This window comes from Pandoraea commovens (assembly GCF_902459615.1).
Taxonomy (GTDB): domain Bacteria; phylum Pseudomonadota; class Gammaproteobacteria; order Burkholderiales; family Burkholderiaceae; genus Pandoraea; species Pandoraea commovens.
Window position 1 is genome coordinate 61,814 of sequence record NZ_CABPSA010000010.1, and the last position, 23,549, is coordinate 85,362.

At 61.8% G+C, this 23,549-nt stretch carries 24 protein-coding genes; 16 read left to right on the top strand and 8 right to left on the bottom strand.

Annotated elements, in window-relative coordinates; genetic code table 11:
* The first annotated feature begins 26 nt into the window (after nt 1–26).
* The 7 genes from PCO31010_RS23235 to PCO31010_RS23265 all read left to right on the top strand — a co-directional run bounded on the left by PCO31010_RS23235 (nt 27) and on the right by PCO31010_RS23265 (nt 6,985).
* Nucleotides 27–665: a TetR/AcrR family transcriptional regulator gene (locus tag PCO31010_RS23235; RefSeq protein ID WP_150666348.1), complete on the top strand. Its 639-nt coding sequence runs from the start codon at nt 27–29 to the stop codon at nt 663–665.
* A gap of 133 nt (nt 666–798) precedes the next feature.
* The gene (locus PCO31010_RS23240) at nt 799–1,830 is read left to right on the top strand and encodes a sulfate ABC transporter substrate-binding protein (RefSeq protein WP_039398846.1); all 1,032 of its coding nucleotides are present in this window, start codon (nt 799–801) and stop codon (nt 1,828–1,830) included.
* Between the two features lie 16 nt (nt 1,831–1,846).
* Nucleotides 1,847–2,710 carry a sulfate ABC transporter permease subunit CysT gene (gene cysT / locus PCO31010_RS23245; protein ID WP_150666349.1) on the top strand — a complete coding sequence of 288 codons (864 nt, stop codon included), beginning with the start codon at nt 1,847–1,849 and terminating at the stop codon, nt 2,708–2,710.
* A gap of 30 nt (nt 2,711–2,740) precedes the next feature.
* Entirely contained in the window at nt 2,741–3,646 is a 906-nt protein-coding gene (gene cysW, locus PCO31010_RS23250) for a sulfate ABC transporter permease subunit CysW (protein WP_150666350.1), read from the top strand.
* Between the two features lie 57 nt (nt 3,647–3,703).
* Nucleotides 3,704–4,780 (top strand): sulfate/molybdate ABC transporter ATP-binding protein, encoded by a 1,077-nt coding sequence (locus tag PCO31010_RS23255; RefSeq protein ID WP_150666351.1) that lies wholly within the window; start codon nt 3,704–3,706, stop codon nt 4,778–4,780.
* 108 nt (nt 4,781–4,888) lie between these two features.
* Nucleotides 4,889–5,827: a CysB family HTH-type transcriptional regulator gene (locus PCO31010_RS23260; RefSeq protein ID WP_039398842.1), complete on the top strand. Its 939-nt coding sequence runs from the start codon at nt 4,889–4,891 to the stop codon at nt 5,825–5,827.
* 117 nt (nt 5,828–5,944) lie between these two features.
* Nucleotides 5,945–6,985 (top strand): asparaginase, encoded by a 1,041-nt coding sequence (locus tag PCO31010_RS23265; RefSeq protein ID WP_150666352.1) that lies wholly within the window; start codon nt 5,945–5,947, stop codon nt 6,983–6,985.
* A 223-nt stretch (nt 6,986–7,208) separates the two neighbouring features.
* Here the strand turns inward: PCO31010_RS23265 and glxR are convergent, their stop codons facing one another.
* From glxR to gcl, 3 genes are all read right to left on the bottom strand, one after another.
* Nucleotides 7,209–8,177, bottom strand: a complete 969-nt coding sequence (glxR, locus tag PCO31010_RS23270; protein ID WP_281357771.1) for a 2-hydroxy-3-oxopropionate reductase — start codon at nt 8,175–8,177, stop codon at nt 7,209–7,211.
* A gap of 125 nt (nt 8,178–8,302) precedes the next feature.
* Nucleotides 8,303–9,094: a hydroxypyruvate isomerase gene (gene hyi / locus PCO31010_RS23275; RefSeq protein WP_150666353.1), complete on the bottom strand. Its 792-nt coding sequence runs from the start codon at nt 9,092–9,094 to the stop codon at nt 8,303–8,305.
* 191 nt (nt 9,095–9,285) lie between these two features.
* Complete coding sequence (gene gcl, locus PCO31010_RS23280; RefSeq protein ID WP_150666354.1) at nt 9,286–11,052, bottom strand: glyoxylate carboligase; 1,767 nt, start codon at nt 11,050–11,052, stop codon at nt 9,286–9,288.
* Between the two features lie 142 nt (nt 11,053–11,194).
* On the opposite strand from gcl, the gene PCO31010_RS23285 reads away from it, so the two are divergent.
* From PCO31010_RS23285 to PCO31010_RS23325, 9 genes are all read left to right on the top strand, one after another.
* On the top strand, nt 11,195–12,106 hold the full coding sequence (locus PCO31010_RS23285) for a LysR family transcriptional regulator (RefSeq protein WP_039398832.1): 912 nt from the start codon (nt 11,195–11,197) through the stop codon (nt 12,104–12,106).
* A gap of 107 nt (nt 12,107–12,213) precedes the next feature.
* Nucleotides 12,214–12,591: a 30S ribosomal protein S6 gene (gene rpsF / locus PCO31010_RS23290; protein ID WP_150666355.1), complete on the top strand. Its 378-nt coding sequence runs from the start codon at nt 12,214–12,216 to the stop codon at nt 12,589–12,591.
* A 46-nt stretch (nt 12,592–12,637) separates the two neighbouring features.
* Nucleotides 12,638–12,940: a primosomal replication protein N gene (gene priB / locus PCO31010_RS23295; protein WP_044455532.1), complete on the top strand. Its 303-nt coding sequence runs from the start codon at nt 12,638–12,640 to the stop codon at nt 12,938–12,940.
* 2 nt (nt 12,941–12,942) lie between these two features.
* A complete protein-coding gene (rpsR, locus tag PCO31010_RS23300) occupies nt 12,943–13,224 on the top strand; it encodes a 30S ribosomal protein S18 (protein WP_010803800.1) in 282 nt (93 codons plus the stop codon).
* Between the two features lie 27 nt (nt 13,225–13,251).
* Nucleotides 13,252–13,704 (top strand): 50S ribosomal protein L9, encoded by a 453-nt coding sequence (gene rplI / locus PCO31010_RS23305; protein WP_150666356.1) that lies wholly within the window; start codon nt 13,252–13,254, stop codon nt 13,702–13,704.
* A gap of 302 nt (nt 13,705–14,006) precedes the next feature.
* Nucleotides 14,007–15,374 (top strand): replicative DNA helicase, encoded by a 1,368-nt coding sequence (locus PCO31010_RS23310; RefSeq protein WP_046293642.1) that lies wholly within the window; start codon nt 14,007–14,009, stop codon nt 15,372–15,374.
* Between the two features lie 114 nt (nt 15,375–15,488).
* A complete protein-coding gene (locus PCO31010_RS23315) occupies nt 15,489–16,115 on the top strand; it encodes a DUF47 domain-containing protein (protein WP_150666357.1) in 627 nt (208 codons plus the stop codon).
* Between the two features lie 13 nt (nt 16,116–16,128).
* The gene (locus tag PCO31010_RS23320) at nt 16,129–17,139 is read left to right on the top strand and encodes an inorganic phosphate transporter (protein WP_039398821.1); all 1,011 of its coding nucleotides are present in this window, start codon (nt 16,129–16,131) and stop codon (nt 17,137–17,139) included.
* Nucleotides 17,140–17,459: 320 nt separating this feature from the next.
* Nucleotides 17,460–17,723 carry a cupin domain-containing protein gene (locus PCO31010_RS23325; protein WP_150666358.1) on the top strand — a complete coding sequence of 88 codons (264 nt, stop codon included), beginning with the start codon at nt 17,460–17,462 and terminating at the stop codon, nt 17,721–17,723.
* Here PCO31010_RS23325 and PCO31010_RS23330 read toward each other — a convergent pair whose 3' ends face one another.
* From PCO31010_RS23330 to PCO31010_RS23350, 5 genes are all read right to left on the bottom strand, one after another.
* Nucleotides 17,724–18,530, bottom strand: a complete 807-nt coding sequence (locus tag PCO31010_RS23330; protein WP_150666359.1) for a C40 family peptidase — start codon at nt 18,528–18,530, stop codon at nt 17,724–17,726.
* Nucleotides 18,531–18,798: 268 nt separating this feature from the next.
* On the bottom strand, nt 18,799–20,544 hold the full coding sequence (locus PCO31010_RS23335; RefSeq protein WP_150666360.1) for a PhoH family protein: 1,746 nt from the start codon (nt 20,542–20,544) through the stop codon (nt 18,799–18,801).
* A 320-nt stretch (nt 20,545–20,864) separates the two neighbouring features.
* Entirely contained in the window at nt 20,865–21,326 is a 462-nt protein-coding gene (locus PCO31010_RS23340) for a peroxiredoxin (RefSeq protein ID WP_150666361.1), read from the bottom strand.
* 63 nt (nt 21,327–21,389) lie between these two features.
* Nucleotides 21,390–22,292, bottom strand: coding sequence for a polysaccharide deacetylase family protein (locus PCO31010_RS23345; RefSeq protein ID WP_039398812.1), 903 nt, complete (start codon nt 22,290–22,292; stop codon nt 21,390–21,392).
* A gap of 200 nt (nt 22,293–22,492) precedes the next feature.
* On the bottom strand, nt 22,493–23,542 hold the full coding sequence (locus PCO31010_RS23350) for a bifunctional UDP-4-keto-pentose/UDP-xylose synthase (RefSeq protein WP_150666362.1): 1,050 nt from the start codon (nt 23,540–23,542) through the stop codon (nt 22,493–22,495).
* Between the last annotated feature and the right edge of the window lie 7 nt (nt 23,543–23,549).

Genomic DNA, 23,549 nt, shown 5'->3' on the forward strand with positions numbered 1-23,549 from the left:
ATGTAAACTAGGCCATCAGGAACCCCATGTCAACGCCAACCGATTTGAGATCGAGAAAACGCCTTGCCACCCGGCAGGGCATTTCCAATGCCGCGACACGGCTTTTCCACGAACACGGCTTCGATCATGTGACGGTCGACCAGATCGCGGCGGCCGCCGATGTCGGGCGCATGACCGTCTTCAACCACTTCCCGCGTAAGGAAGACATGTTCTTCGACCGGGACGAGGAGGGGCGCGACGCACTTCGGCAAGCCATCCATGAGCGGGAGGCGGGTGTCTCGCCCGTCGAGGCGCTGCGGTGTCTGGCGCATCGTCTGGTGGCGCAAAACAGCCCCTTCGTGAACTTTTCGGCCCAGAGCCAGGGCTTCATCCGAACGATCGAAGGCAGTGAGACGCTCAAGGCGCGCGCCCGGGCGATCCGGGACGAACTGGCCGACGTTGTGGCGCAGGCGCTCGCCGAAGCGGTCGACCGGCCGACGCCGGACGTCGAAGCCCAACTGGCCGCAGGGCTAATGCTCGCCGCCTGGACGGTCGCCTTCCTCAACGCCCATCGCACATTCGGTCTGTCGCGGGACACCGCTGAGGCTCAGAAATCCTTCCTGAGCCTTGTAGACAGGGGGTGTGCAGGCGTTGCCGCCGCACTGCACGGCACCCCTTACGTCTGATGACGGCCCCGTCAGCACAATTTCTCTAATCCTTATTCCGGCATAAACAAAAGCGAAAATATTATTTTTAATTATTTAGACGCCCTCATAGACTGGCCTCCTACACACGAGAAGCAAACAAGGAGTGCAAGTCATGAACAAAGCAGCACGGGGATGGAAAGCTAAGAAGCTGGCAGTCGCGCTGGGTGGTCTGGCGCTGGCCGCCGGCATGACGATTCAGGCGCAGGCTGCGAGCCTGTCGCTGCTCAACGTGTCGTACGACCCGACGCGTGAGCTTTACGCCGACTACAACAAGGCCTTCGAGGCCCACTACAAGCAAGTCGCTGGCGACACGGTGACGGTGAAGGCCTCGCACGGCGGTTCGGGCAAGCAAGCCCGTACGGTGCTCGACGGCGCACCGGCTGACGTCGTCACGCTCGGCATCTCGGCCGACATCGACGAACTGGCCGCCGCCGGTCTCGTGAACAAGGATTGGCAGAAGCGTCTGCCGGATAACGCCACGCCGTACACGTCGACCATTGTGTTGCTCGTGCGCAAGGGCAACCCCAAGGGCATCAAGGACTGGAACGACCTCGCCAAGCCGGGCATCAGCGTGGTGACGCCGAACCCGAAGACGTCGGCTGGCGCTCGCTGGAACTACCTCGCCGCATGGCTCTATGCGCTCAAGCAACCGGGCGGTAACGAGCAGAAGGCGCAGGATTTCGTGAAGGCCATTTACAAGAACGTCGGCGTGCTGGATTCGGGCGCGCGCGGCGCGACCACGACGTTCGTGGAACGCGGCATCGGCGACGTGCTGATCGCCTGGGAAAACGAAGCGCTGCTGTCGGTGAAGGACCTCGGTCCGGACAAGTTCGACATCGTGGTGCCGTCGTCGTCGATCCTGACGGAGCCGCCGGTGGCGATCGTCGACAAGAATGTCGACAAGCACGGCACGCGCAAGGCTGCCGAAGCCTACCTGCAATGGCTGTATTCGCCGCAGGGACAGGAGATCGCCGCGAAGCACTTCTATCGTCCGCGCTCGCCGGAAATCGCCAAGAAGTACGAGTCGCAGTATCCGAAGCTCAAGCTCTATACGGTGGACGCCGATCTGGGCGGCTGGACGAAGACGCAGGCGAAGCACTTCGCCGACGGCGGCATCTTCGACCAGATCTACACCAAGAAGTAAGGGCAAGGACCATCGCATGAGTACCGCACTCTTTCCAATGTGGCGCAAGCCAAGTGCCTTGCCGGGCTTTGGCCTGACGATGGGCTACACCGTCGCGTACCTGAGCCTTGTGGTGCTGGTGCCGTTGCTGATGGTCTTCATCAAGGCAAGTTCGCTCGACTGGGCGAGCTTCGTCGCCGCAGTGAGTTCGCCGCGCGTGCTGGCGTCGTACCGCCTCACGTTCGGGATCTCGCTTGCGGCGGCAACGCTGAACGCATTTTTCGGTTTCATCCTGGCGTGGGTGCTGGTGCGCTACACGTTCCCGGGCAAGCGCTTCGTTGATGCGCTGATCGACCTGCCGTTCGCCTTGCCGACGTCGGTCGCGGGCATCGTGCTGGCCGCCATCTACGCGCCGAACGGCTGGATCGGGCGCTGGTTCGAGCCGCTCGGCATCAAGATCGCCTTCACGCCGCTGGGTATTTTCGTGGCGCTCACGTTCATCGGCCTGCCGTTCGTGGTGCGCACCCTGCAACCGGTGCTCGAAGAGTTCGAGCGCGAGCAGGAGGAGGCCGCAGCATGCCTCGGCGCGACTCGCTGGCAGACGCTGCGTCACGTGATTCTCCCGGCGGTGCTGCCCGCCTTGCTCACAGGGTTTGCGCTGGCGTTCGCCCGTGCGGTCGGTGAGTACGGCTCGGTCATTTTCATCGCGGGCAACATTCCGATGGTTTCGGAAATCACGTCGCTGCTGATCGTGACCAAGCTCGAACAATACGATTTCGCTGGCGCGGCGGCGCTCGCCGTGGTCATGCTGCTGATCTCGTTCGTGCTGCTGTTACTTATCAATACGCTGCAATGGTGGCTGCAACGCCGCCATTCGGGTCGTCGCGCCAGTGGCGTGTGATGTAAGAACCTCGAAGAGAACGTTTCGATCATGTCCGATTCACTCGCACTCTCGCACGCTGTGTCGCAAACGGTGAAGGCTCGCAAAGCCGATCCGACCGACGAGCCCGCGTACGTCAAAGCCGTCCTGATTGCGGTGGCGCTGCTGTTTTTCGCGTTGTTTCTGGTGCTGCCGCTCGCGTCGGTCTTCGTGACTGCGCTGGGCAAAGGGCTCGCGCCGTATTGGGAGGGGCTGACAAACGATGACGCACTCTCCGCGATACGTCTAACGTTGCTCATCGCGGTCATCGCCGTGCCGCTTAACCTGGTGTTCGGGGTGGCGGCGTCGTGGGCGATTGCGCGCTTCGATTTCAAGGGCAAGAGCGTGTTGACAACGCTCATCGACTTGCCGTTTTCCGTCTCGCCGGTTGTAGCAGGTCTCACATTCCTGCTGATCTTTGGCCGTCAGGGTCCGCTGTGGGACTTTCTCGACGCGCACAACCTGAAGATCGTGTTCGCATTGCCGGGACTGGTGCTTGCAACGGTGTTCGTCACGTTCCCGTTCGTTGCGCGCGAACTGATTCCGCTGATGCAGGCGCAGGGCAGCGAGGAAGAAGAAGCGGCGCGCGTGCTGGGCGCAAGCGGCTGGCAGGTGTTCACGCGCGTGACGCTGCCGAAGATCAAGTGGGGCCTGCTGTACGGCGTGATTCTCTGTAACGCACGCGCTATGGGCGAGTTCGGGGCGGTGTCGGTCGTCTCGGGGCACATTCGCGGTGAGACGAACACGCTGCCGCTGCACGTGGAAATTGAATACAACGACTACCACACGGTTGGCGCATTTGCGGCGGCGTCGATTCTCGCGCTGCTCGCACTGGCCACGCTGGGGCTGAAGCTCTGGGCGGAACGCAAGCTGGCGCAGGACAAGGCCGCGCGTCGCGAAGACGCCGTGCAGGCCTGAGCGGATATTCACGCATAGCAGACAAGTCGCGTCGAACAGCATCGAGGAGCAAGACAAATGAGCATCCAGGTACAACAGGTTTCCAAACACTTCGGCGACTTCGCCGCGCTCGACGACGTCAGTCTCGAATTCCCCACGGGGGAACTGGTCGCGCTGCTCGGGCCGTCGGGCTGCGGCAAGACGACGCTGCTGCGAATCGTCGCCGGGCTGGAGTTTGCCGACGCGGGGCGCGTGGTCCTCAACGGCGAGGACGTCGCTTCGGTGGGCACGCGCGAGCGTCAGGTCGGCTTCGTGTTTCAGCACTACGCCTTGTTCCGTCACATGACGGTGTTCGAGAACGTGGCGTTCGGCCTGCGCGTGAAGTCGCGCCGCGATCGCCTCTCGGACGCACAGATTCGCAACAAGGTGCATGAGCTGCTGGGCCTCGTGCAACTGGACTGGCTGGCCGATCACTATCCGGCAGAGCTGTCGGGCGGGCAGCGCCAACGAATCGCGCTCGCACGTGCACTGGCTGTCGAGCCGAAGGTGCTGTTGCTCGATGAGCCGTTCGGCGCGCTCGATGCCAAGGTGCGCAAGGAATTGCGCAGCTGGCTGCGCCGTTTGCACGACGAGCTTCACATCACGACGATTTTCGTCACGCACGATCAGGAAGAAGCGCTCGAAGTGGCCGATCGCATCGTGCTGATGAATCGGGGCAAGGTTGAACAGATCGGCGCACCGCAGGACGTCTACGACACCCCGGAGAGTGCGTTCGTGTACGAGTTTCTCGGCGCGGCGAACCGTCTGTCGGGCGAGTTGCAGACGCACGACTTTATTGCGGACGCGGGCAAGTATCGCGTCACCGTGCACAAGGACGATCTGCCTGCCGTGCCGCAGGACGGGCGCGCGATTGCGTATGTGCGTCCGCATGATCTGGCATTGGTGCCTGCGGGCGACTGCGGCCCCGGTATCGACGTGGCGGTGCGCCGCGCGATTCCGCTGGGCGGTACGGTGCGTGTGGAGCTTGCTGCACCCGGCGACGCCGTGTGGGAAGCCGAACTCACGCGCTCGGGCTGGAAGTCCCTCGGCGCGGACACGGGGACGACGCTGCGCGCGGTGCCGCGTCAGTTGCGCGTGTTTTCGGCGCAGGCATAACGAGCGGTAGCAGCGGTGGGAGCTGTACGAGCGGTACACGTCAAAACTACAAGCGGTACTTCATCCATAGACGTCACGGACAGACAAGCAACAGGGCGGAGTTAGATCATGAATTTCCAGCAATTGCGCTACGTGCGCGAAGCGGTTCGGCAGAACCTCAATCTGACGGAAGCGGCCAGTGCGCTGTACACGTCGCAATCGGGCGTGAGCAAGCAGATCAAGGATCTGGAGGATGAGCTCGGCGTGGACGTCTTTGTGCGTCGCGGCAAACGCCTCACGGGCCTGACTGAGCCGGGCAAGGCGGTGCTGCAACTGATCGAGCGCATGCTGCTCGACGCTGAGAACCTGCGCCGTGTGGCGCGTCAGTTCGCCGATCAGGACAGCGGGCACCTTGTGGTCGCCACCACACACACGCAGGCGCGCTATGCGCTTCCGCAGGTGATCAAGCAGTTCACGAGCGTCTTCCCGAAGGTACATCTGGCGTTGCGCCAGGGCAGCCCGCGCCAGATCGCGCAGATGGTCATCGACGGCGAAGCGGATATCGGCATTACGACCGAGGCGCTTGATCGCTTTCCCGACATCGTCACGTTCCCGTGCTATTCATGGCATCACGTGGCTGTCGTGCCGAAGGAGCACCCGCTGGTCGGCCGCGAGAACCTGACGCTCGCCGACATCGCCGAATACCCGATCATCACGTATGACGGCGATTTCACGGGCCGCTCACACGTGGACAAAGCGTTCACCGATCAGGGGCTGGTGCCGGATATCGTGCTCACCGCGCTCGATACGGACGTCATCAAGACGTACGTCGAACTGGGGCTGGGCATCGGCATTGTGGCGGCGATGGCGGTCGATCCGCGCAAGGATCAGGATCTGGCCGTGCTGGAACTCGAGAATGCGTTCGAGCCGAGCACGACGCGCATCGGTCTGCGACGCGGCGCGTTCCTGCGCTCGTACGCGTATCGTTTCATCGAAATGCTCGCCCCTGCGCTCAAGGAGCAGGAAATCTCGACGCAGTTGCGCGAGGCGCTGGAGTTTGCGGCCTGACGTTTCCCGCCGGATGTTGGCGTGCTGCTGAGCCCGATCCCGCCCTGGTGGCGGGATCGATGTTTTCAGCGATTGCAAGGATTGGGAAGCGGGGCAGTATTGGATACAATCGCTGGCATGACATTGACCTCATTCAACCCGATTCCTCATTACACCGTGTCCTCGGGCGAATTGCCGCGCATTGCGCTGCTCGCCGCGGGCGGGACGATTGCGGGCAGCGCGGCCGACGCCACGCGTACCGCCGGTTATCAGGCCGGAGCGCTCGGTGTTCAGGATCTCCTCGCCGCCGTGCCCGCGCTGGGTAACGTGGCCCACATTCACGCCGAACAGGTCGCGCAGATTGACAGCAAGGACATGAGTGTGTCGCTCTGGCAGAAGCTGGCCGCTCGCGTGAACGCCTTGCTGGCGCAGCCCGATGTGGCCGGTGCCGTGATTACGCATGGCACCGATACGCTCGAAGAGACGGCGTATTACCTGCACCTTACGATCAACAGCCGCAAGCCGGTCGTCATGACCGCAGCCATGCGGCCCGCGACGGCACTCTCGGCAGACGGCCCGCTCAATCTGCTCAACGCCGTGCGCGTGGCGACCGACCCGATTTCGGCCGGACGCGGTGTGATGGTCGCCATCAACAACCAGATCCACTGCGCACGCGACGTCGTCAAGACGAGCACCTACAAGGTCGACGCCTTCCATTCGCCGGAAATCGGCGTGATCGGCTGGGTGCAGGACGAGCGCGTGGCGTTTCAGCGCGAACCGCTCCAATATCACACCGTCGAGAGCGAATTCGTCGGGCTATCCGGCGAGTTGCCTGCGGTGGAAGTGGTATCGAGTTATGCGGGCGTGTCGCGCATTGCGGTCGACGCGCTGGTGGAAGCGGGCGTGCAGGGCATTGTGGTCGCCGGGACCGGCAACGGCTCGCTGCACTCGCTGTTGCAACAGGCGCTGGCCGAAGCGGTGCAACGCGGTGTGACGGTGGTGCGTGCGTCGCGCGTGGGGAGCGGTCACGTCATGCATAACGGCGCTGCGCCGGACGATCAGTACGGCTTCGTGAGTACCGGCAACCTGCATCCGTACAAGGCGCGCGTGCTGCTGATGCTGGCGCTGCAAGCGGGCGTGCCGCGCGAGCGTATGCAGAGTCTGTTCGACGAGTATTGACGCGTATTTAGTCGAAGCAAAAAAATACGGCGCGAGTCGCGCTTTCGCTCGACTGGCGCCGTGACGCTCGGCGTGGCGTCTGTCGACGCGCTCGCCCCATTTCCCACCTCTCCCTGCTATTGCTTGCGGCTTTTCTTGAGGCCGCTTTCTTCGTCTTCTCGCGAAATACGCGGTGCGGCTTCGCGCCGCGACACGACATCGCGGCGGGGCCTGTCTTTCAGTCTCAGGCGACGGTGTGGTTCGCGAGCATTTCCAGCGCGCGCACCATGCCCGAGTGATCCCATGCTGCGCCGCCGTTGGCTGCGCAGGCATTGAACAGTTCTTGCGCCGTGGCCGTGTTCGGCAGCGACACACCGAGGGTCTTCGCCGTTTGCAGCGCCAGGTTCAGATCCTTCTGGTGCAGTGCGATGCGGAAGCCCGGTTCGAAGTTGCGCTTGACCATGCGCTCGCCGTGCACTTCCAGAATGCGCGACGAAGCGAAGCCACCCATCAGGGCTGCACGCACCTTCGCGGGATCTGCACCGGCCTTCGACGCGAACAGCAGGGCTTCGCCCACGGCTTCGATCGTCAGTGCGACCACGATCTGGTTGGCGACCTTGCAGGTCTGACCGGCACCGCTGTCGCCCACGAGCGTGATGTTCTTGCCCATCAGTTCGAAGAACGGCTTCACGTCGTCGAACGCGGCTTGCGAGCCACCGACCATGATCGACAGCGACGCGGCCTTCGCGCCGACTTCGCCACCCGAGACCGGGGCGTCGAGGTATTCACAGCCGAGTGCCTTGATCTTCTTGGCGTATTCCTTCGTTTCGATCGGCGAGATCGAGCTCATGTCGACGACGATCTTGCCAGCCGTCAGACCTTCTGCCAGACCGTCCTGGCCGAACAGCACTGCGCCGACGTCAGGGGTGTCCGGCACCATCACGAACACGATATCGGCGCGCTTGGCCACTTCCTTGGCCGACGTGCAAACGGTGGCCTGACCGTCGATCAGGTCTTGCGGGGGCGTGCGACGCTCGTACAGGAACAGCTTGTGACCGGCGTTTTGCAGATGCTTCGCCATCGGCGCGCCCATGATGCCCAGACCAATAAAACCGAGTTGTGCCATTTCGAGACTCCTTGTTGCCAAAGTTTGAAGTTGTTGTTGCCGACCGTTGGACGGGTGGGGCTTGGGTGCGTGAGTGCTACAGGCAATGAGCGTTCACACATCCCCCGTGCTCCGGCCGCATGCCCCCTGCATGCGGCCGGCGGGGCCCTTCCTCGTCGAAACCCGGTCGGTTATTGCGAGGGTTACGCTGACTTAAGTTCGCTGACGTCGGCTTATGCGGCTTCGCGCAGGCCTGCGGCCTTGAACCAGCCGAGGCCGTCGGTGGTGGTCGTTGCGGGCTTGTACTCGCAGCCGATCCAGCCCGTGTAGCCAATGCGGTCGAGGAACGCGAACAGGTAGGCGTAGTTGATCTCGCCCGTGCCAGGCTCGTTGCGGCCCGGGTTGTCGGCGAGCTGCACGTGAGCGATGCGCGCCAGATTCGTCTCGATGGTCTTGGCGAGCTCGCCTTCCATGCGTTGCATGTGATAGATGTCGTACTGCAGGAACAGGTTGTCCGAGCCGACGGCGTCGAAGACTTCCAGCGTCTGCTTCGTACGGTTCAGGAAGAAGCCCGGAATGTCGTACGTGTTGATCGGCTCGACCAGCAGGCGGATGCCCTCGGCCTTGAGGGCGTCGGCGGCGAAGCGCAGGTTGCCCACGAGCGTTTCGGTGGCGGCCTGCGTCGACAGATCGGCGCCTTGCTTGCCCACGAGGCAGTTCAGTTGCTTCACACCCAGCGCCTTGGCATAGGTGATGGCTTCGCCCACGCCGTCGCGGAATTCGGCCACGCGATCGGGGAAGATGGCGATGCCGCGCTCGCCTGCATCCCAGTTACCGGCGGGCAGGTTGTGCAGCACGAGGTCGAGCTGATACTGGTTCAGCTTGTCGGCGATCTGGTCGCGATGAAACGCGTACGGGAACAGGAACTCCACGCCGCGAAAGCCCGCTGCGGCGGCCGCCTTGAAGCGGTCGAGGAACGGCACCTCGTTGAACAGCATGGTCAGGTTGGCGGCAAATTTCGGCATTGCGCTGACTCCTCTCTCTCTTTTTTAGGGGGTGGTTTCGACGATTCGATGCAAGGGTGAATGCTGGGTGAAGCTAAGGTAATGCGGAGTACTGCAAGGTTGCGGAGCGCATGCTTTGGCCGTTTCACGGGGTCTAGCCGAAAGCGGAGGGGACGCATGCGCCCCGCAAACCGTTGGCAGTGCTGGCGGGCTTATGCCGACACTGCGTCGTCTTCTTCCACAACGTCGACGATTTCTTCGAACTCGTTGATGTTGTTGATTTCGGTGCCCATCGCGATGTTGGTCACACGCTCGAGAATCACTTCCACGATCACCGGCACGGAGAACTCGGCCATCAGCTTGCGTGCCTGAGCGAACGCGGGCTGAATGTCGTTCGGCTGGAACACACGGATCGCCTTCACGCCGAGGCCTTCAGCCACCTTCACGTGGTCGACGCCGTAACCGTTCACTTCCGGCGAGTTCACGTTTTCGAACGCGAGCTGCACGCAGTAGTCCATGTCGAAGTTGCGCTGTGCCTGACGGATCAGACCCAGGTACGAGTTGTTCACCACGACGTGGATGTACGGCACCTTGAACTGCGCGGCCACGGCCAGTTCTTCGATCATGAACTGGAAGTCGTAGTCGCCCGAGATGGCCACGACGTCCGACGACGGCGATGCGACCTTCGCACCGATGGCGGCCGGCACGGTCCAGCCCAGCGGGCCTGCCTGACCGCAGTTGATCCAGTGGCGCGGCTTGTTCACGTGCAGGAACTGTGCGGCGGCGATCTGCGACAGACCGATCGTCGAGACGTAGCGCACGTCGCGGCCGAAGAAGGCGTTCATTTCCTGATACACGCGTTGCGGCTTGATAGGCACCTGATCGAAGTCCGAGCGGCGCAGCATGGTGCGCTTGCGCTTCTGGCAGTCGGCAACCCATTGCGAGCGGTCCGGCAGACGACCGGCGGCCTTCAGTTCCTTGGCGACTTCGACGAACAGCGTAAGGGCGGCCTTGGCGTCGGAGACGATGCCGTAGTCCGGGCCGAACACGCGGCCGATTTGCGTCGGCTCGATATCGACGTGCACGAACTTGCGACCCTGCGTGAAGACATCCACGCTACCGGTGTGACGGTTTGCCCAGCGGTTGCCGATGCCCATCACGAAGTCGGACGCGAGCATCGTGGCATTGCCAAAGCGATGCGACGTTTGCAGGCCGACCATGCCGGCCATGAGCGGATGGTCGTCGGCGATGGTGCCCCAGCCCATGAGCGTGGGCACGACCGGCACGTTCACCGTCTCGGCAAATTCGACGAGCAGATCGGCGGCGTCGGCGTTGATCACACCGCCACCCGACACGATGAGCGGACGCTCCGACGCGACCAGCATCTGAATGGCCTTCTCGGCCTGTGCACGCGTCGCAGCAGGCTTGTACACCGGCAGCGGTTCGTACGTGTCGGGATCGAATTCGATCTCGGCGACCTGCACGTCGAACGGCAGGTCGATGAGCACCGGACCCGGACGGCCCGAGCGCATCAGGTGGAACGCTTGCTGGAACACGCGCGGCACAAGGGCCGGCTCACGAACCGTCACGGCCCACTTCGTGACCGGCTTGGCGATCGACTCGATGTCGACGGCCTGGAAATCTTCCTTGTACAGGCGGGCGCGCGGCGCCTGACCCGTAATGCACAGAATCGGGATGGAGTCGGCTTGTGCCGAGTACAGGCCGGTGATCATGTCCGTGCCTGCGGGGCCCGACGTTCCGATACAAACGCCGATGTTGCCAGCTTCTGCACGCGTGTAGCCTTCGGCCATGTGCGATGCGCCTTCGACGTGGCGGGCGAGCACGTGCTCGACGCTGCCAGCCTTGCGCAAGGCCGAGTAGAACGGGTTAATGGCGGCGCCGGGCACGCCGAATGCGGTAGTGATGCCTTCCTTCTCCAGCACGCGGACGGCGGCCTCTACGGCGGTCATCTTGGCCATGTGACTCCTCCAATGGGTAATGACGAATACGGGACTTATAGGGATGAATCTTGTTGGAGGTCACTTTAAGCCGGTACGATTTGTTTGATAAGATCACAAAAGATCGTTTTTTTAAGAACAAAAAGTATCGAATGGAGACGTGATGGACCGCTACAAACAGATCGAAACCTTCGTGCAGGTGGCCGAAGCCGGCAGTCTGGCCGCGGCGGCGCTCAAGGAGGGGGTCTCGCCGGTGATCCTCGGGCGGCGCATCGACGCGCTCGAAAAGCGTCTCGGCATCAAGCTCATGTACCGTTCGACGCGCCGACTGGCGCTCTCGGAAGAGGGCGGCGCTTTTCTGGAGCGCTGCAAGCAGTTGCTCGGCGACTGGGAGATGGCGGAGAACGAAATCAGTGCCGGTCGGCACGCCGTCTCCGGTCACCTGATCGTTTCGGCCCCAGCGGCGTTCGGCCGCAAGCACGTCGCCCCGCACGCGCCGGCGTTCCTGCGCCTGCATCCCGAAGTGCAGATCTCTTTCAATCTGACGGATCGCGTGGTGGATATCGTGCGCGAGGGCTACGACATGGGGATTCGTATCGGCGGCTCCGTCGACCCGAACTTCGTTGCAGTCAAACTCGCGCAGAACCGGCGCGTGGTGTGCGGCACACCCGCGTACTTCGCGCGCCACGGCCGTCCCAAGACGCTGGAGGATCTGGCGAAGCACAATTGTCTGGCGTTCAACCTTCAGGGCGGGCAACAGCGCGGCTGGTACTTCAAGCGGCAGGGCAAGCTCGTGACGATTCGCGTAGCCGGTAGTCTCGACTGCAACGACGGCGAGTTGCTGCACCGCTGGGCCCTCGAAGGGCTGGGACTCGGCTGGCGCTCGACGTGGGAAATCCAGCGCGAGTTGCAGTCCGGGGAGCTGGAGACCGTGCTGGACGAATATGCGCTGCCCGATTACGACATCCTCGCCGTATACCCACAGCAGCGCTTCCAGCCCGCGCGGGTGCGGCTGTTCATCGAACAGTTGCGGCAGATTTATGCGCGTCCGAATTACTGGCTGGAGAACGGCTGATCGAGTGGGAGTTGATGCTCGACATGAAATCCGCTAGAATCGCGGGTTCTGCAACCTTGCTGCACTGGTTCTGACGCCCAGGCAGCTTTGTCCATAAGGAGCACCCTATGCGTCATTATGAAATCGTATTTATCGTTCACCCCGATCAGAGCGAGCAAGTGCCTGCAATGATCGAGCGCTATCGTGGCACGGTCGAAACCCGTCAGGGCAAGATCCACCGCGTCGAAGACTGGGGCCGTCGTCAACTGGCTTACATGATCGAAAAGCTGGCTAAGGCTCACTACGTTTGCATGAACATCGAATGCGACCAGGAAACCCTGGACGAGCTGGAACACGCATTCAAGTTCAACGACGCCGTTCTGCGCCACCTCGTCGTCAAGATGAAGAAGGCTGAGACCGCACCGTCGCCGATGATGAAGGAAGTGGCCCGCGAAGAAGCCAAGAAGGCTGCCGCGACGCCCGCGACCGAAGCTGCTGCTTCGTAATTAGCGCACCGGAACGCATCAGGGTGCCAACGGAAACATTGAACGCGTGAATCGCTTACGGCTCGAGGCCAGCATCGTCGAAATCGGCACGCTGCGCTATACCCCGGCCGGGCTTCCCGTGATCGATGTCACGCTGGCGCACGAGGGAACTGCCGAAGAGGCGGGCGTGGCCCGTCAGGTCGAGTTCTCGATACCGGCAGTTGCGATCGGTCCCATCAGTGCCAAAGTCATGGCATTGGGACTCGAGAAACCGGCCCAGTGGGCAGGGTTTCTGGCTAAGAAGCATCGCAATAGCCGCACCCTGGTGTTTCACATCACAGCATTGCAAGCATTTGAAAAGGATTGTTGAACATGCCGCGTCCTAACGGTAAAAACAAGAAGTTTGATCGCCGCCGCCAACAGCAAAACCCGCTGTTCAAGCGCAAGAAGTTCTGCCGCTTCACCGTCGCTGGTGTCGAGCAGATCGATTACAAGGATGTCGAAACGCTGAAGGACTTCATCGGCGACAACGGCAAGATCACCCCGGCTCGCCTGACGGGCACCAAGGCGCACTACCAGCGCCAGCTCGATACGGCCATCAAGCGTGCGCGTTTCCTCGCGCTGCTGCCGTACACCGATCTGCACGGTGCTTAATCGCCAGTCGACGAAGGAGAATAGATAATGCAAGTGATTCTGCTGGAAAAGGTCGTCAACCTGGGTAACCTGGGCGACATCGTGAAGGTCAAGGATGGTTTCGCACGTAACTTCCTGATCCCGACGAAGAAGGCTCGCCGCGCCACCAAGGACGCGATCGCCGAATTCGAAGTTCGCCGCGCCGAACTGGAAAAGGCTGCCGCCGACAAGCTGGCTGCTGCTCAAACCGAAGGCGAAAAGCTGTCGGGTCTGACCGTGCAAATCTCGCAGAAGGCTGGTGTTGACGGCCGTCTGTTCGGTTCGGTCACCAACTTCGACATCGCCGAAGCCCTGGGCACCCAAGGTTTCAAGGTTGAGAAGATGCAAGTGCGTCTGCCGAACGGCCCGCTCAAGACCGTGGGTGATTTCCCGGTTCAAGTGGCGCTGCACACCGACGTCGTGATCGACGTCACCGTGTCGGTGCTGGGCGAGCACGCCTAAGTCGTACCCGCGTCAGCTTCCCGACGCGATTAAAAGACGGAAGTCGGAGTACCGGCTTCCGTTTTTTTATGTCCGTCCGTTCCGTTGTGTTGGCTGCCGGAATATCCGGTCGCCGGTCTCGCATTGCCTTACGCCGACCGCCTCCCGGTTGCTCGCTCCCTTCCATCCAAGTCATCGTTCGATAGCGCCACCTTATGCTGCCTCCAGGGAAACTGCTGAACAAACAACGTCCTGAAAAGTCGTCGCGCAAGCGCGATTTTGGCGGGGCCGACCGGGATCGCGGGGACGGTATAATGCCCGGCATGAACGCGCCCGATCCCCAGCTCGATTCGCTCAAGGTGCCACCGCACTCCATCGAGGCGGAACAATCCGTGCTCGGCGGTCTGCTGCTCGATAACAGCGCCTGGGATCGCATCGGCGACTTCTTGTCCGAGTCGGACTTCTACCGCTACGACCATCGTCAGATCTATCAGCACATCGGCCGTCTGATCTCCAGCGACCGACCTGCCGACGTGATCACCGTCTTTGAATCGCTCACCTCCGCTGGCAAAGCCGAGGACGTGGGTGGACTGGCCTACCTGAACGCCCTCGCGCAGAACACCCCGAGTGCGGCGAACATTCGCCGTTACGCGGAAATCGTGCGCGACCGTGCGGTGCTGCGTAAGCTCGTGACGGTGGCCGACGAAATTGCTTCGGATGCTTTCAATCCGCAGGGCAAGGAAGTGCGTCAGATGCTCGACGAGGCGGAGGCGAAAGTCTTCGCGATTGCGGAAGAGGGCTCGCGCAGCACCAACGGCTTCCTCGAACTGCAACCGCTGCTCACGCAAGTGGTCGAGCGTATCGATGAGCTGTACCACCGTGAAGGCGGCAGCGACATTACCGGTATTCCGACGGGCTTCGTCGATCTGGATCGCATGACGTCCGGTTTCAACGGCGGCGATCTGATCATCGTAGCCGGTCGTCCGTCGATGGGTAAGACGACGTTCTCGATGAACATCGGCGAACACATCGCGGTGGAAGAGGGCTTGCCCGTTGCCGTGTTCTCGATGGAAATGCCGGGGACGCAGCTGGCCATGCGTATGCTGGGTTCGGTGGGGCGCCTCGATCAGCATCGTCTGCGTACCGGCAAGCTGGTCGACGAGGACTGGCCGAAGCTCACGCACGCGATGCAGAAGATGAACGAGACGCAACTGTTCGTCGACGAAACGCCTGCGCTCAACCCGATGGAACTGCGTGCGCGTGCGCGACGTCTGGCACGTCAGTGCGGCAAGCTCGGTCTGATCATCATCGATTACTTGCAGCTGATGAGCGGCTCGGGCGGCGGCGAAAACCGTGCGACCGAAATTTCCGAAATTTCGCGTTCGCTCAAAGGCCTTGCCAAAGAGTTGAACGTGCCGGTGATTGCGCTCTCGCAGCTCAACCGAAGTCTCGAACAACGCCCGAACAAGCGTCCGGTCATGTCGGATTTGCGCGAATCGGGTGCAATCGAACAGGACGCCGACATCATCCTGTTCATCTACCGCGACGAAGTCTACAACCCCGACACCCCGGACAAAGGCACGGCCGAAATCATCATCGCGAAGCAGCGTAACGGTCCTATCGGCCACGTCCGTCTGGCGTTCATCGGTGCCTACACGAAGTTCGACAATCTGGCCGGTCCGCAATACTGACGCACCGATTTCCATCTGTTCGGATGCGCATGCGGCATCGCATGCCTCCGACGAGGTAGAATGTGACGTTTTTGTGTCGACCCGTCCCCTATTAATACCCGGAGTTTCCTCATAATGTTCGGTCGCTTCATGCCCACCGAGGGCAAGTTCTTTGACCTGTTCAACCAGCACGCGGCGTGCATGGTCGCAGGCAGCCGTGAGCTGTCCGCCATGCTCAACGACCTGCCAAACGCCGAGGCACGTACCGTTGCCGTGCAGAACAACGAGAAGAAAGCGGATCGCATCACGCACGAGACCATCGACTTGATGCACAAGACGTTCATCACGCCTTTCGACCGCGACGAGATCCATAAGCTGATCAGCACGATGGACGACATCCTGGATCTGATGGAAGACGTGGCGACGGCCGTGTGGATGTACGACATCAAGAGCGTGCCGTCCGAGGCCCGCATGCTGGGCGAAATCTGCGTGAAGTGCTGCGAGCGTGTGCAAAGCACCGTTGCACTGCTCAACGACATGGATCGCGCCCGCGAAATTTTGAAGTTCTGCGAGGAGATCGACGGTCTCGAATCGGAAGCCGACCGCCTGCTGCGCGCATCGCTGTCGAAGCTCTTCCGTGAAGAGGCTGACGTGAAAGAGCTGATCAAGCAGAAGGCTGTGTCCGAATTGCTCGAGTCGGTGACCGACAAATGCGAGGACGTTGCCAACATCATCGAAGGCATTGTGCTGGAAAACGCCTGAGCGGAGACTTTCGATGGCAACGCTGCACATCAGCCTTTGGCTGGTCGGACTATTGATCGCACTGGCGCTCCTGTTCGACTTCATGAACGGTTTTCACGACGCCGCGAACTCGATCGCTACGGTGGTCTCGACGGGCGTGCTCAAACCGCATCAGGCGGTGGCTTTCGCCGCCATGTTCAACGTCATCGCGCTGTTCGTCTTTCACCTGAAAGTCGCAGCGACGGTGGGCAAGGGCACGGTACACCCCGAGATCGTCGATCACTATGTGATCTTTGGCGCGCTCGTGGGCGCTATCGCCTGGAACATCATCACCTGGTACTACGGTATTCCGTCGAGTTCGTCGCACGCCCTGATCGGTGGTCTGGTCGGCGCGGCGGTGGCCAAGGCCGGCACGGGCTCGCTCGTAGCGAGCGGCCTGCTGCAAACCGTGGCATTCATTTTCGTCTCGCCGCTGCTCGGTTTCGTGCTCGGTTCGTTCTTCATGCTGCTCGTGTCGTGGCTGTTCTTCCGCACGCCACCTGCACGCGTGGACCGCTGGTTCCGTCGTCTGCAACTGGTGTCTGCCGGTATGTACAGCCTCGGGCACGGCGGTAACGATGCACAGAAGACCATCGGCATCATCTGGATGCTGCTGATCGCTGCGGGCATGTGGCCGCAGGAAGCTGCCGAGCCGCCGCTGTGGGTGATCATCGGCTGCTATCTGGCGATCGGTCTGGGCACCATGTTCGGTGGCTGGCGGATCGTGCGCACGATGGGTCAGAAGATCACGAAACTCAAGCCGGTCGGTGGTTTCTGTGCCGAGACGGGCGGGGCGTTCACGCTCTTCTTCGCATCGTGGCTCGGCGTGCCGGTCTCGACGACGCACACCATCACGGGTGCTATCGTCGGCGTGGGCGCGACCCGCAAGCTGTCGGCAGTGCGCTGGGGCGTGGCAGGCAACATCGTCTGGGCCTGGGTGCTGACGATCCCGGCATCGGCATTTATCGCCGCTATCGCCTGGTGGGTCGGCAAGCAGATCCTCTGACGGATTGGGCTGCCGAATAGAAAAAGCGGCTTCGGCCGCTTTTTTTGCGTCTGCGCTAAGTGCTGGGCCGGGGGATTGAAGGCGCCAATCGACGCCATCGGGAGAATCAATTTCAATAGATTATTGTGATTGATTACTATTTTGTCATAGCGTTTTATTCAATCACACCGGAGGCTACTATGACGAAATTGATTCAATCTCTGCGCCACCGTCCGTTGAGCATGCTGATGGGCGCGGCCATCAATATCGGTGGTGCAGCAACGCTGCTCGCCCATCTGCGCTGATCCCTGGCGCATCGCAGCCACCAGAACGGAGCGTGTATGCAACGCGATGCGTTCGAGCGAGAACTCGCCAATGAAGGCTTCACGGCGTTCGTCACGGTGACGAGAGAAGCGGGCGGGCTCGACACGCATACGCATCCGTTCGAAGCGAAGGCGCTGATTCTGACCGGTGAAATCGTGATTCGGGTGGGCGACGTCGAGCGCCGATATGGCGAGGGAGACGTCTTCCATCTGGCCGCCGGAGAGCCGCATGCCGAACGTTATGGTCCGGCAGGCGTGCAGTATCTCGTCGGGCGAAAGTGATTACATCGCGCTGTTGGCGAAGCGGGCGATCGGGTCGTCGTCCTGCGAAGGCGATGCCGTGAGATTGGCCGTGCTGCTCGGCGATGCAGTTTGCGGCGTGCCGAGCGGTGAGGGCGTCGCCGCCGTCAACGGACGGTTCGGTGCCGGGCTGACGGGTACAGCCGTAACCGTGGCTGCCGGGGCGGCCACTGGCGCCGCCGCAACCGTATCGGGCGCCGAGCGATTGACGTAGGTCGTATTGCCCGCAGGTGCCTTGTTGGCCGCGACGCGTCGCACACCATCGATACGCTTCGCCCAGTACGGAATGAAGATGCTCTCCAGCCGCACCGTGCCGCCCGAGTTCGGCGCGTGCACGAATTTCCCCTGTCCCACGTAGATGCCCACATGCGAGTGGGCGCGTCCCGTCGTGTTGAAGAAGATGAGATCACCCGAGGCGAGGTCGTCGCGTTCGAGCACGGTGCCGATGCCGCTCATGTCGGCGGTCGTGCGCGGCAGATTGACGCCAGCTGCGCGCGCCACCACATAGCGCACGAGGCCGCTGCAATCGAATCCGGAGTCGGGGGTGTTGCCGCCGTAGCGGTAAGGAATGCCAACGAGGCTCATCGCTTCGAGCGTGATCTCCTCCTGACCTGCGCTGCGCTCGGGGCCGACCGTGCGATTCCCGAAGTTCGCGTTGCCGCCTTGCCGGACCGTCGGACCCGAGGAGCACGCGGCGACGAGCAGCGTGAGCGCCAGTACCCCAGCCGAGCGCCACGGCACCCATGAAATCTGGGGGGACGTTGTGCGCTGCGTCGTGCATCGGGCCATCGGACGAGTCGGAGATCGAGACATGCTCAGAGGGCGCTGGATTCGCATGCGCCGAGTTTACGACGCTTAGCGCACGAATGCATCGCAAAAGTGCCCAAATCCGGGCGTTCTGTGGCATCGACGTCACAAATTCGCCGCTTGCCGGACGATTTTGCCATCGTGGGCCGATGCCTTATGAGGTGTCGCACGCGGTGTCCCGACCATAAAAAACGGCGCCCTAAGGCGCCGTCGTGTTGAGCGTAGAAGCGCTCGATGGCATGGACCGACGTCAGAGAATTTCCGCCGCGTAGTCCGCCAGCCGCGAACGTTCGCCGCGCGCGAGCGTGACGTGTCCGCTGTGACCCCAGCCCTTGAAGCGATCCACCACATACGTGAGGCCCGAGCTGCCTTCGGTCAGGTACGGCGTGTCGATCTGTGCGATGTTGCCCAGACAGATCAGCTTGGTGCCGGGACCTGCGCGCGTGACGAGCGTCTTCATCTGCTTCGGCGTCAGGTTCTGCGCCTCGTCGATGATGACGAACTTGTTCACGAACGTACGACCGCGCATGAAGTTCATGCTCTTGACCTTGAGTCGCGAGCGAATCAGTTCCTGCGTGGCCGCACGGCCCCATTCGCCAGCGGAGTCGTCGGTCTTTTGCAGCACTTCGAGGTTGTCGTCGAATGCACCCATCCAAGGCTGCATCTTCTCTTCCTCAGTGCCCGGCAGGAAGCCGATATCTTCACCGACGGGCACGGTCGCGCGCGTGATGATGATCTCGTTGTAACGCTTCTCGTCGAGCGTCTGCGCCAGACCGGCGGCGAGTGCCAGCAGCGTCTTGCCGGTGCCTGCCTGACCCAGCAAGGTGATGAAGTCCACTTCCGGATTCATCAGCAGGTTCAGGGCGAAGTTCTGCTCGCGGTTGCGTGCCGTGATGCCCCACACATTGTTCTTGTGATGGCCATAGTCACGCAGCGTTTGCAGCAACGCTGTCTTGCCGTTGATCTCCCGCACTTGCGCGTAGAAGGGTGCCTCACCGTTGTTCGTCTCCAGATAGACGAACTGGTTGATGAGGAAATTCGCGCAAAGCGGCCCGGTGATGCGATAGAACGTGGTGCCTGTCCGATTGTCCTGCCAGCTTTCCATGCCCTTGCCGTGCTTCGTCCAGAAGTCCGGCGGCAAAGCCATCACACCCGAGTAGAGCAGATCGCTGTCCTCGAGCACCTTGTCGTTGAAGTAATCTTCTGCGGGCAGGCCGAGTGCATGCGCTTTGACACGCATGTTGATGTCCTTCGACACCAGCACGACCTGACGATCGCGGAACTTGTCCTGCAGCGCGCGCACGACACCGAGAATCTGGTTGTCGGCCTTGCCTTGCGGCAGACCTTCGAGCGGCGGAACGTCGGGCAGATCGGTCTGGAAGTACAGGCGCCCGGTGGCATCCTTGTTGCCGAGTCGCGAGAGTGGAATGCCTTCGGCCATCGACTTCGTGCCGCTTTCCGCGACCAGCCCGTCGAGCGTGCGGCTCACCTGACGCGCATTGCGCGCCACTTCCGACATGCCCTTCTTGTGATTGTCGAGCTCTTCCAACGTCATCATCGGGAGATAGACGTCGTGCTCTTCGAAGCGGAACAGGCTGCTCGGATCGTGCATGAGCACGTTGGTGTCGAGCACGAAAAGTTTCGCCGGTTCCTGATCTTTACCGCGTGTACGTTTCGAACCCTGGCCCGTCGCCGTCGACTTCACGGCCTTGAGGGACGGGCTGGCGCCGCTGGAGTCTGCCGAAGGCGGCGACTGGGGCGAACGTGCAGCGGGCGACGGCTGTGGTGCAGTCTGCGTCGCCGGAGCGGTTTTGGGGACGACCTTCAACTCAGTCGCGCTGGCGGCTCCCGCAGCACCAGACGTTTCGCCCAGTGCTTGTTGTTCAGACGAGGGGATCGGTTTCTTGGCCTCCGTGCGCGAAGGTTTGAGGCGAGTGGGGAATTGTTCCGGGGCAAGCAGCGAGCCCGGTTTGGTCGGCGCCGATGGCAATGGCATAGATTTCCCGTTCAAGAAAACACAACACTACTCGGCCGGGACAAACGGCAATACATCACGTCCCGGCAACAAAAAAGCCGCCTGCCCGGACGCACCGGAGAGGCGGCTTGGCTGAAGGCGCCGCCGTGGCGACGCCTGCAATAGTCTCGTTCAATGCGCTTGATCATTACGGCCGACTATAACGTCTCTTGCCGTGCTTGTATAGCGTCGAATGCCCTCACTGGCGGTCGCTATCGGCCCCTGCGCAACACCGGCCCGAATAGCGCTCGCAAGCGTGCCCGACGACCCGCTTCATGCGAGTGTCATGCACGCTTGCCGGTTCAGATCGCCTGCACGGCGGCCAGCACGTCCGCCACGTGATCGGGCACACGCACACCACGCCATTCCTTGCGCAGAACCCCTTTCTCGTCGATCAGAAACGTGCTGCGTTCGATCCCAAGATGTTCTTTGCCATACAGTTTTTTCAGCTTGATGACACCGAACAGTTTGCAGACCGCTTCATCGCCATCGGAGATCAGCGGGAACGGCAGTTCCAGCTTGTTCTTGAAGTTCTCGTGCGAACGCAGGCTGTCGCGAGACACGCCGACGATCTGTGCCCCGGCGGCCTGAAACTGGTCGTAGTTGTCGCGGAAGTTCATGCCTTCCGTCGTGCAGCCGGGCGTGTTGTCCTTCGGGTAAAAGTAGATCACCACCTTCTGGCCTCGATGGGCCTTGAGCGAAAAATCGCCGCCGGTGGCCGGTGCGGTGAAATCGGGCACGGGAGTGTCGATGGCTACCGTCACTATGGTCTCCTTGGGTGGCCTCGCAGGGCCGGTTCGGAAAGTCTTTCGAATATGGGGGATGGCTCAGGCGGCCTGGCCTTCCAGAATCAGATCGCCGGAGCGGCCCGGAATCTCGCCCCACACGACCGGATGTGCGGGCAGTGCGGCCAGATCCAGCGTTGCGTAATAGTCGCCCATCGTGACCAGATCGTGGCCCTGTCGACGCCAACCGGCAAGCAACTGACGGAACAGCGGTGCCAGCTTCTGACCTTCGAGTTCCGCGTGAAGCGTGAACACGTGATCTTGCGCCGGATCGCGGGTCAGGGCAAGCAGATGCTCGGCCACACCGTTGATGTCGCGGCCGTCGACGCCCAGCAACTCGTCTACGGTCGGCAGGGTGGTGGGCATCTGGACGTGGTTCAGACGCACGCCGTCGACGATCGGGTAGTGCGGGGCGTCACCGCGCCCGTCCGACGAATACTTCATGCCCCAGGCATCGATCTGACGGAACGCGTGGTTGTTCATTTGCCAGCCGGCTGCGCCGTGCGTGAGCGGGGGTGCACCGAAGATCTGCGCGAATCGTGCGTGCGCTTGCGCCATCTGGTGCTGCGTCCATGCCGCGTCGCGCGTGCGCACGTTGTCCTGCCAGTACGTGTGATCCCAGGTGTGGATGCCCGTCTCGTGGCCAGCGCTTTGCACGGTACGCATGACGTCCGCCGCACGCTTGCCGATATCCGGGCCGGGCAGCAGCGTGCCGTACATGAGCGTCTTGAAGCCGTAATGCTCGACCACCGACGTGCGCGAGACTTTCTTCAGAAAGCCGGGGCGGAAGACACGCTTGAGCGCCCAGCCCGTGTGATCGGGGCCGAGGCTGAACAGGAACGTCGCCATCGCCTCGTGTTCGGCCAGCGCGGCGAGCAGATTGGGCACGCCTTCGCGGGTGCCGCGCAGCGTGTCGACATCGATCTTCAGGACAATCTTGGCCATAGCCGCCCTTGAGTAGTACATCCAAGCCATCGCCGCCGAGGGGCGCGATGTCTCGAATGTCGAATCAAATTACACAGTCAAACTGCTGAGTCAAAAACGCCCGATGCGCCGAGGGCGCACCGGGCGTGTCGTGCGGTGTTCCGGTCATGCCGCCAGGTCGCGAGCGCGTCGCGGCGGCAGACTGGCGCAGGGCACTGGCGTTATTCGCCCTCGACCAGACGACGAGCTTCGGCGACGTGACCGCGATACGCTTCGAAAATCTTGCGCAGGGCATCTTCCATCGACGTCGTCGGCTTCCAGTCGAGTTCCTGCATCGTGTTCTCGATCTTCGGCACGCGGTTCTGCACGTCCTGATAGCCGTTGCCGTAGTAAGCACCCGACGTCGTTTCGATGAGCTGAACCTTCTTGGCCGTCTCGGCGTATTCCGGATACTCGCTTGCCAGCTTGAGCATCATGTTGGCGAGTTCGCGCACCGAGAAGTTGTTCGTCGGATTGCCGATGTTGTAGATCTTGCCGCTCGCAACCTTGTCCTTGTTGTCGATGATGCGCACCAGTGCGTCGATACCGTCGTCGATGTCGGTAAAGGCGCGCTTCTGGTTGCCGCCGTCGACCAGGCTGATGTTCTCACCACGGGCGATGTGGCCGAGGAACTGCGTGACCACGCGCGACGAACCTTCCTTCGGCGTATAGATCGAGTCGAGGCCGGCACCGATCCAGTTGAACGGACGGAACAGCGAGAAGTTCAGGCCTTCCTGCATGCCGTAGCCCCAGATCACACGATCCATGAGCTGCTTCGAGCAAGCGTAGATCCAGCGCGGCTTGTTGATCGGGCCGTAGATCAGCGGCGAGTTTTCCGGATCGAATTCGCCGTCGGTGCACATGCCGTAGACCTCGGAGGTCGACGGGAACACCAGATGCTTGCCGTACTTCACGGCCGAGCGGACGATCGGCAGGTTCGCTTCGAAGTCGAGTTCGAACACGCGCAGCGGGGCCTTCACATAGGTGGCCGGCGTTGCGATGGCGACCAGCGGGAGGATCACGTCACACTTGCGAATGTGGTACTCGACCCATTCCTTGTTGATCGTGATGTCGCCTTCGAAGAAGTGCATGCGCTCGTGGTTGACCAGATCGCCGAGGCGATCGGTGAGCATGTCCATGCCATAAACTTCCCAGTCGGTCGTCTCCAGGATGCGCTTCGACAGATGGTGGCCGATGAACCCGTTGACACCGAGAATCAGGACTTTTTTCATATTACGG